10 protein-coding genes are annotated in these 8,865 nt (G+C 64.0%); 9 read left to right on the plus strand and 1 reads right to left on the minus strand.

What is annotated here, in order from left to right:
* Nucleotides 1-160: 160 nt before the first annotated feature.
* The 8 genes from NFX52_RS31195 to NFX52_RS28270 all read left to right on the plus strand — a co-directional run bounded on the left by NFX52_RS31195 (nt 161) and on the right by NFX52_RS28270 (nt 6,631).
* A complete protein-coding gene (locus tag NFX52_RS31195) occupies nt 161-373 on the plus strand; it encodes a helix-turn-helix transcriptional regulator (RefSeq protein ID WP_353848504.1) in 213 nt (70 codons plus the stop codon).
* Between the two features lie 5 nt (nt 374-378).
* Entirely contained in the window at nt 379-669 is a 291-nt protein-coding gene (locus NFX52_RS28240; protein ID WP_156358707.1) for a hypothetical protein, read from the plus strand.
* 1 nt (nt 670) lies between these two features.
* Nucleotides 671-1,606, plus strand: a complete 936-nt coding sequence (locus NFX52_RS28245; protein WP_082437425.1) for a toprim domain-containing protein — start codon at nt 671-673, stop codon at nt 1,604-1,606.
* Nucleotides 1,599-3,185, plus strand: a complete 1,587-nt coding sequence (locus tag NFX52_RS28250; RefSeq protein ID WP_055397995.1) for a YfjI family protein — start codon at nt 1,599-1,601, stop codon at nt 3,183-3,185. Before NFX52_RS28245 ends, NFX52_RS28250 begins: the two co-directional genes overlap by 8 nt.
* Before the next feature lie 242 nt (nt 3,186-3,427).
* Nucleotides 3,428-4,195: a hypothetical protein gene (locus NFX52_RS28255; RefSeq protein WP_207402198.1), complete on the plus strand. Its 768-nt coding sequence runs from the start codon at nt 3,428-3,430 to the stop codon at nt 4,193-4,195.
* Nucleotides 4,196-4,500: 305 nt separating this feature from the next.
* Nucleotides 4,501-4,896, plus strand: a complete 396-nt coding sequence (locus NFX52_RS28260; protein WP_055397998.1) for a hypothetical protein — start codon at nt 4,501-4,503, stop codon at nt 4,894-4,896.
* 64 nt (nt 4,897-4,960) lie between these two features.
* Nucleotides 4,961-5,989: a phage major capsid protein gene (locus tag NFX52_RS28265; RefSeq protein WP_055398000.1), complete on the plus strand. Its 1,029-nt coding sequence runs from the start codon at nt 4,961-4,963 to the stop codon at nt 5,987-5,989.
* 117 nt (nt 5,990-6,106) lie between these two features.
* The gene (locus NFX52_RS28270) at nt 6,107-6,631 is read left to right on the plus strand and encodes a hypothetical protein (RefSeq protein WP_156358708.1); all 525 of its coding nucleotides are present in this window, start codon (nt 6,107-6,109) and stop codon (nt 6,629-6,631) included.
* 211 nt (nt 6,632-6,842) lie between these two features.
* Here NFX52_RS28270 and NFX52_RS28275 read toward each other — a convergent pair whose 3' ends face one another.
* Nucleotides 6,843-8,048: an alpha-hydroxy acid oxidase gene (locus NFX52_RS28275; RefSeq protein ID WP_055398005.1), complete on the minus strand. Its 1,206-nt coding sequence runs from the start codon at nt 8,046-8,048 to the stop codon at nt 6,843-6,845.
* A 111-nt stretch (nt 8,049-8,159) separates the two neighbouring features.
* Between NFX52_RS28275 and NFX52_RS28280 the strand changes: the two genes are divergently transcribed.
* On the plus strand, nt 8,160-8,865 hold a 706-nt coding region (locus tag NFX52_RS28280; protein ID WP_252635935.1), incomplete at its 3' end, for a LysR family transcriptional regulator.

Consider the following 8,865-nt stretch of genomic DNA (forward strand, 5'->3'; position numbering starts at 1 on the left):
TGGGTACGCCGCGTCGCATATCTCGGTGTCTCTGAATCTTTGAGCATGGTGTCCACGATGGTTTACGTGCACACGATCTTGCGAGATGTCGCGGGACTGTTCAAGGTGGTACGGCTGGTCGCTTACCTCTGAACAGGTCTTTGTTTTGGAGGTAATCGCAATGGAATCGAGTGAGCGCATACAGCACCAGCAACCGCGCAGGCTGGAAGATGTTCGGCAGGTGGGCAATCGCATTGGGCGTGGCGCATCTTGGATTTGGGCAGCTGTCCAACGGGGCGATTTCCCAGCGCCCCGGCGTCTGTCTGCAAGGTGTACGCGATGGGACAGCCGTGCTGTTGACGAATGGATTGAGCAGCAGTTTGCGCAGGAATGACGGCTATGGAGACCCCTACTCAAAAGGCGCAGGCAGCTGCAGACGCTGCCGCGCGCCGCACCTTGGAGCAAGCGGCGCGGTTCGCTGAAATGCACAGCACCGCCAAGCCATGGTTGAGCAAGACCATGCGCAGGCCCGGCGGTAAGCCGGTGCTAGTGCGGGTGGATTGGCCGGGCGTGCTGCGAGTTTTTGACCCCGCGACGGGTGAATGCCTTGCGCGTTCGCAGGTCGGTGACCTGTACCAGCTTGAAGGGAAGACCACTGCTGGTGAGCCCGGCCCTGGCAAAAAGGATTGAAATGAATCAAACCAAAGAAAAAGCCGCCGGGGTGTTACCAGCACCCAAGGCGGCTATTCAGAAAACAGACAGAGCAATTATCAAACGACAGCCTGACCGGGTCAACCTGCCTATGCCGCAGGCCATGCAGCTGGCGGGCCTGGCGCCAGCCAAAGCGCTGGAGCTGGTGCCTGATGGCAAGCTGCGCCGCTACCGCGTCGAAGGCGATAAGGCGGGCAGCACCAACGGCTGGTATGTGCTGCACAGCCACCCCATCCTGGCGGGCGCGTTCGGCAGTTGGAAAACGGGCGAGTCCCACAACTGGCACGAAGCGGGCGCAAAGCCACCCACCCCCGAAGAGCGGGCCGCGATGCAGCGGCACATGCAGGCCGCGCAGGCGGCGCGGGTGATAGAGCAGGACCGCGTGCATGGCGAGGCGAGAGCGAAAGCCGAACGCCTGTGGCGCATGGCCCGCCCTGCGACCAATGCCCACCTCTATCTGGAGCGCAAGGGCATCAACGCCATCGGCATTCGGCGGCTGCGCGACATGCTGCTGATACCTGCCCGCGATGCGGCGGGCGTGCTGCACACGCTGCAGTTCATTGGTGCAGATGGTGCCAAGCGCTTTCTGACCGGCGGGCGCATTGCGGGCTGCTACTTCGCCATGGGCAGGCCAGCCGATCGCTTGCTGCTGTGCGAGGGCTACGCCACCGGGGCCACGCTACATCAGGCCACGGGCTGCGCGGTGGCGGTTGCGTTCAACTGCGGCAACCTGCCCGCCGTGGCGCGGGCGCTGCGTGCGAAGTTTCCAGCGTTGCGCATCGTGGTGTGTGCGGACGATGACAGCCGCACCCCTGGCACCCCTGGCAACCCTGGCCTGACCCGCGCCCGCGAGGCTGCGCGGGCTGTGGGCGGCTTTCTGGCGGTGCCTCGATTCGAGGGGGTGAGCCATGGTTGAAAAGACCTTTCCCCCGCTGCCCGAATCGCTGACCGACTTCAACGACCTGGCTGCCGTCGATGGCCTGGATGCTGTGCGCGAGCTGGTTGAACAGGCCGTGCCAGCGACCCCAGCAACGCCGCCGCCAGAGTGGCCTGATCCCATCTTGCCGGGCATGCGGCGCGTGCCCGATATCCCCGCGACCGTGCTGCCCGACTGGCTTGCCGCGATGGCCCATGCCGTGGCTGAGAGCACGCAGACACCGCCAGCCCTGGCGGTCATGTCATCTTTGGCCGTGCTGGCCACGGTGCTGCAGCGCCGGTTTGAGGTGGCGCCCTATGGCGACAGCTACACCGAGCCGCTGGCGCTGTGGACCCTTAGCGCCACGCCCAGCGGCACCCGCAAAAGCGCGGTGCTGAATGCGATGCTGGGGCCGCTGGTGCATTGGGAAAAGCTGCTGCGCGACCGCATGCGCCGGGAGATTGTGCGCGTGAGTTCCGTGCGGGCTGTGGCAGAAAAGCGCATCGAACGCCTGAAGCAAGACGCGGCCAAGGCGAAGGACTCAACCGAGCGGGAGTCGTTGACAGCAGAGATCGAGCGCGAGCAAAACGACATGCCCGACGAGCTGCGGGCGCCACGGCTGTTCACTGGCGACACCACCGCCGAGCGGCTGCAAGCACTGCTGGTGGAGCATGGCGAGCGCATGGCTGTGCACAGCGACGAGGCGGGAATCTTCCTGATCATGGCTGGCATCTACAACGGCGGGGCATCGAACCTGGATGTGTTCCTGCAGGGGCACGCGGGCACCACCATGCGCGTGGATCGAGCGGGGCGCAGCGCCCACATCGACCAGCCCGCGTTGTCCTTTGGCCTACTGCTGCAGCCTGGCGTGATGGCTGAGGTGGCCAGCTCGCGCAGGTTCCGGGACTCTGGCTTGCTGGCCCGGTTCCTGTACGCCATCCCCGTCAGCAACGTGGGCAGCCGTGACGTGCGCAAGCGGGCACCTATCCCCGATGGCGTGCGCGACGAATACGAGCGCCGTCTGCACCAGCTGCTCGAGGGAGTGCCCGCGCCCATCGCCGCACCCAAGACCCTGACCCTGTGCGAGGCTGCGCGTGAGATCTGGCTGGACATGGCCGAGGCCATCGAGCTTGAGCAGGGCGAGGGCGGGCGGTACGAATCCATCAGCGACTGGACCAGCAAGCTACCCGGTGCAGTGGCGCGTATCGCCGCGCTACTGCAGGTGGCCACCACTGGCCTGGATACCAAGGAGGTGGGGTTCGAGTGCATGGACAACGCCGTGACCCTGGCGCGGCTGCTGGTCCCCCATGCGCAGGCGGCGTTCGGGATGCTGGGCACGGATGCCACCGATGTGGACGCCGCCGCCATCGTGCGCTGGGTGCGGGCTGGTGAGCGTGTGGAGTTCACCAAGCGCGAGGCACAGAAGGCGCAGGAGGGACGGTTCCGCAGCGTGGACCGACTGCACAAAGCACTGGAGCGCCTGGAGCACCAGGACGTGGTGCGTTCATTCAAGCGCCAGAACAAGGGCGCACCACCCAGCACCTGCTACGCGGTCAACCCCAAGGCTTTGTCGGGGTAGTCGAGTTTGTAGCCAAAAGCAGTTTTAGAACCTCTTTTCTTTTCTATATCAATGACTTACGAGAAAAGAGACCTACCCCTGTCGACACATCGACAAAGTCGACAAACCCACGGAGGGCATGCAGTAGGCAGAAGGATCAATTCTCAGTCTGTCGACTTTGTCGATGTGTCGACGGGGTGGGGGTTGAAGTTTGGCGCATGCCCATGCGCCGCAGCAATGAACACATTTACCAGGAGTTTTGTATGAGCATCAGCATGAACGTGAAAATCAGCGGCCTTCAGCAACTGAAGGCTGAGTTGGCCGGGTTTTCTGATCGGCGCCTACGCGCTGCAACGGCCACCGCCATCACACGCACAGCCAAGCACTTGGCTTCCGATTGGCAAAAGGAGATCGATACCAAGATCGACCGGCCTACACCAATGACCAAAAGCGCTGTCCGGATTGAGCCTGCGCGTGCGAACAAGCTATCTGCAACAGTGGCACTGAAGGATGTGAGCCGATCAGGCAGCCTGTCGCAGAACGACTATCTTCAGCAGCACGAGCTGGGTGGAAGCCGCTTGGTCAAGAAGTTTGAGCGGGCGCTGATTGCATCGGGCGCCATGCCCCAGGGCTACATCACCGTGCCAGGCAAGGGGGCGGACCGCAACGGTTTCGGCAACGTGCCTCGGTCCACCATCATCGCGGTGATATCGCAGCTTGGAACGGACTTCTCGGAGGGCTATCAGCAGACCATCAGCAAGGACGCTACCAAGCGTGCTAAGTCCCAGGCGCGCCATGGCAAGCGCTACTTCGTGATGCCGGTGAACAATGGCCGCGTGAGCCCTGGCGTGTACATGCGCGGTGCGGACCGCAACATGAAGATGGTGTTCGCCTTCAAGCGAGTTGTGAACTACAGCCGCAAGCTGACGCTTCAGGACGCGGCAAAGGAATCGAGGGTGCAAGCCATCGCGGCTCAAGAGTTTGACCGTGCCATCAGTGAGTCAATGGCTCGAATGAGGTCGGCTAAATGATCGAGGGTCCTTCTGAGCGAGGGGGCCCCGCGGGTCATGGTGGCGCGGTGTCGGACTGTTCCGCAGTGCTCTAAGGGGGGTTGTATTGTGAGCAATCAGGGCATCGATAGCTTTTTAGTGGTGCTTGACCAACCTGTTACTCAGGAAGAGTTTGGGCAAATGGTCGGGATCAGCCAGCAGGCTGTCAGCAGTCTTTGCACGCGGGGTGTTCTGCTGCCTGGACAATCCGCGCGCGAGTGGCTTCACCGTTACCTGATCAACCTTCAGCACCAAATCATTGCACGCTACACGGGGAGAAACGAACGATGAGCGCCGTTGTCGATCTGCTGCTGCAAGCCGCCTCCGGTGCCACCGTGCAGTTGCCCCCCGAACTTGCGCGCCGGCTTCTGGCCTGTTCCACCGATGCAGCGGTGGGCGCTTGCCTTGGGCTGAGCCTGCCCCAGCGCATCCGCGTGCGCAACTCCGCATTGATGCAGGCCGCGCAAGAGCTGGCGACGGACGGCGCCACTACTTGGCAGACGGCGCAGCGACTGGCGCGGGCCGTGCGCCGCTTCGAGCTGGCGCTTCTGCCTGCACTTCAGGCCGGGCATGCCCTATCCCTGACCCCGCACGAATCGGCGCTGTGGCGGGCCTACCAGGTGAGCGGAACCCGCCCACTGCGCAGCCCGCGCAAGCTGTACTCGCTGCTGTTGCTCTACTGACCAAAATCACCAACGCGGGCAGCGGGTTTGCTGGAACATGGGGACAACACAAAAGGACAACCCCATGCACACCACCGCCATTAAACCCGCTGAAGTTCTGGCCGCCGCGCCCGATTTTTTCGCCCTGCAAATGGGCGCCGCGCCCAGCAGTACCACGCACCCACTGGCTGAAAGCCTCAGCGCCCGCCAAATTGCCTACGCCATCGGCGCCAAGCTGCGAAAGCCCAGCGATACCGAAGCCGAATTGTCAGTGGTGGCCCGTGGCCTGCGCAGCGCGGACTTTGCCCGCCTACTGGCAGACGGCGCCAAGAATGTGACCGTCGCCGCTTTTGACGCTGCGGCACAAGAGCATTTGCAATTCACCGCCAGCACCGAGGTGGAAGGGTTCATGCAGGAATCGCTTCCGGCGATTGATGGCGACCTTGACCTGCAGCCTTTGGGTGAGTTGGCCGAGATCGCCCACGGGGCCGCCTTCACTGCAGCAGGTGGCGCAGCCGTTCAAATGACCACCTTCGGGCGCATCGTCACGGTGTCGCGCCATCTGGTCATCAACGACCAATTGGGCGCCCTAAAGGCGGTGTTTGCCGCTGTCGGCGCCCATGCCGCACAGAAGGAGGCTGCCGTTGTTGCAGCCGCCCTGAGTGGCAATCCCAAGATGGATGACGCCGACGATATGTTCAGCGACGCCAACACCGTGAAGACTGCATTGGACGGTGCCGCCCTGGGTGTTGCTATGGGCATGTTGCGCAATCAGAAAAGTGCAGCCGGGAACGCTTTGAACCTGCGTGCTGCGCATCTTGTCGTTGCGCCAGAGCTGGAATATGCAGCCCGCAAGGCCGTGCTTGATGGCGGGCTGTCTCTCTCCGTGGCTGCCATCGCTGGCCTGCCTGCTGCGCGCTGGTTTGTGCTGCCTGACCCCAAATTTCATCCTGTCTTGACCGTGCTGCGCCTCGCAGCATCGCCCAACCCGCTGCGCCTGGAGCACAAGGCTTCGTTCGACGCGGACGGCACGGGAATTCGCATCACTGCCGATTTGGGCGCGGCGTTCATGCGCCGCACGGGCATCGTGCGAGGCGGTAGCGACCTGGCATAAATTGCGGGCAAGCCCTTCAGGGCACCGCGTCACGCAGGGCGGCTGATCTGCGTGACAAGGCCGGATGCGGACGCGCTTATTGTGGGAGCGCAGCGACCCGGCCACCTACCCCTTAGCATGCCTCCCCACCCATACCCCTGCACCACCACCCTGCGCCGCGTGCAACCCTGGCAAGCTCGCCCCAAGCTCCCCGATCCGATGCGCCAGGCTGCTGTGCATGAAGCTGGGCACATCGTCCTGATGCAGTGGGTGGGTCTGTCGCCACCCGAGGCCAGCATTGCCGCCCATGATGGCCGCGTAAGCGGTGAGGCGCATTGGCCTGCGCGTGAGACCTTCGCTCGGCTACCCGACCCCTCCCCGGACGAATCCGGGGTTCTGGCAGCCACGGCCGCAGCGGTTTTTCATGCGGGCGTTATGGCTGAGGTGCTGGAGTCTGGCACGCACTGGACCGGGCCGATTCACTATGCATACGCCACCGACTACCAGCGAGCCGAGGAGATGCTGCGCCCGGCCTTCGGGTGTCACGCCAGTGGCGGTCATGCCTATGCTCAGCAAGTGGCCCTGCACGTCCTGCGGGCGCGCTGGGCTGAGGTGGAGGCGGTGGCGGGCGAGTTGCTGCGCTCAGGGCGCTGGAAAGCGTGAATGTTGAACGTTGGGGGCACTTTTGGGGGCATATTCGAATCTTCATAACCAAAAACCTAGCATTCATGCGGTTTCCATGGTTTTTTATGAATGTCACCCTCCCGCCACTGACAAAGCCCTGATGCTATTTAATCGATAGCGCAGGGCTTTTTCTTTGGCGCATCGTGAACGGACAAGGGCGACACCACCGCCGTCCCTTGCAATCCATCCCTCAGCTTCTCTGGCGCGCGATGTGCTGGGGCCCCAGTTCGCTGCAACCCGTGGCGCCGAGCATGGCGAGGTTGCGATCGACCTCGTCGCGCAGCAGGGTGATTGCGTGGAGCACCCCCGCTTCACCGGCAACGGCGGCTGCATAGTTGAAGGGTCGGCCCACCAGAACCAGGCGCGCGCCCAGCGCAATGGCCTTGAGCACGTCGGAGCCGCGCCGAAAGCCCCCATCCACCAGCACCGGGTAACTCGGGCCCACGGCCGCGACCACGTCTTCCAGCACGCGCATGGGCGATACGGCCCCGTCGAGCTGGCGCCCCCCGTGGTTGGACAGCACCACGCCATCGGCCCCGGCATGCTGCGCCTGCAACGCGTCCTCCACGCTGAGCAGGCCCTTCACGACCAAGGGCCCCTTCCAGCGGCGGCGAATGGCCTCAATGTGGCGCCAGCTCAAATGGTCGCGCGCCGAGAAGTCGCGCAGGACCGTGGAAGAAACAATGGGCGCACCGCGCGTGGCGAACGAATTTTCAAAGTGCGGCATGCCGTGGCGCAGCAGCGTGCGCAAAAAGGTTCCCGCCACCCAACGCGGCCGAACGAGACCATCCCATGCCAGACGCAGGCTGAGGCGCAAGGGTGTGGAGAAACCCGTGCGGATGTTGTTCTCACGGTTGGCGGAGATGGGGATATCCACCGTGACGACGAGGGTGCGAAAACCCGCACGCTCCACGCGCTCGATGAGCGCTTCAATGCGTGCCTGATCGCCAGGTAGGTAGGCCTGGAACCAGGTGCCCGGGCTGTCGCGGGCCACGTCTTCCATCGGAATCAGCGACGTACCGCTCATCACAGACGCAATGCCCATGCGCCGTGCAGCACGCGCCAGCACAAGATCGCCCCGGTAGGTGGACAGCGCATTGATGCCCATGGGCGCTATCCCGAAAGGGCTGCTGTAGCGTTCGCCAAACAGCTCGACGGATTGCGACCGTTGCGATACGTCTCGCAGGACCCGCGTCACGAAGGCAAAGTCTCCAAACGCCGCGCGGTTGTCGCGCAGCGAGGCGTTGTCCTCCGCCGCACCGGCGATGTACCCGAAGATGGGCCGGGGCAGACGCCTGCGCGCGGCGTCCTCAAAGTCGTGCAGCGACAGCATGCGGCGCAATACAGCAGGCGAGCGCGGCGCGGTGGTAGACGGCGTAGCAGTGGAGACGGGCATGGTAGATGGTCATTGCGTTGAGGGATCAGCGCCACTGTAGATTTCCGCATCAGTGAATAAAAGCGGAATATTTAGAATGACTTTGTTCGCTTTTTGACAATCTCTCTGCACATGCCCCATCCCTCGGTCAAACAACTTGAAGCCTTCTGGTGGGCGGCCACCTGCGCCAATTTCGCCACGGCAGCGGAGCGGGTGCACCTGTCGGTCTCGTCGCTGTCCAAACGCATCAGCGAACTGGAGTCCACGCTGGGCCAGTCGCTGTTCGACCGCAGCGGGCACCGTGCCGTGCTCACCGAGGCGGGGGAGCGTCTGCTGCCGGCCGCACTGGAAGTACTCAACGCCATGGCGGCGCTGGGCCATAAGCTGGGCTCCCGCGAGGAGCTTGCGGGCCGCTGCCGTTTTGGCGTGGGCGACCTCTCTGCGCTCACGTGGCTGCCCACCTTTGTGGCGGCAGTGCGGCGAACGCACCCACGCCTGGCTCTGGAACCTTGCGTGGATGTGGGCGGGGTGCTGGAGCGCCGCCTGGACGACGGCGAACTGGACTTCGCCGTGATCGCAGGACGCTCGTCGCGCAGCACACTGCTATCGCAGCCCGTGGGCGCCGCGCGCTTCGCCTGGGCCCTGTCACCCAGCCTGGCGGGCGCCAGCCGCCTGGGCATCAAAGCGTTGCTGCAGCAGCATCCCCTCGTCACGCTGCCGCCAGGCGCTGGCACCACGCGGCTGCTGGACGACTGGTTGCTGGCGCAAGGTGTCACCGTCCGCGAGCACATCCTGTGCAACAGCCTGGGGGCTGTGGCGGGCATGCTGCGCGCAGGAG

The sequence above is a fragment of the Acidovorax facilis genome, assembly GCF_023913775.1.
Taxonomy (GTDB): Bacteria; Pseudomonadota; Gammaproteobacteria; order Burkholderiales; family Burkholderiaceae_C; genus Acidovorax; species Acidovorax facilis.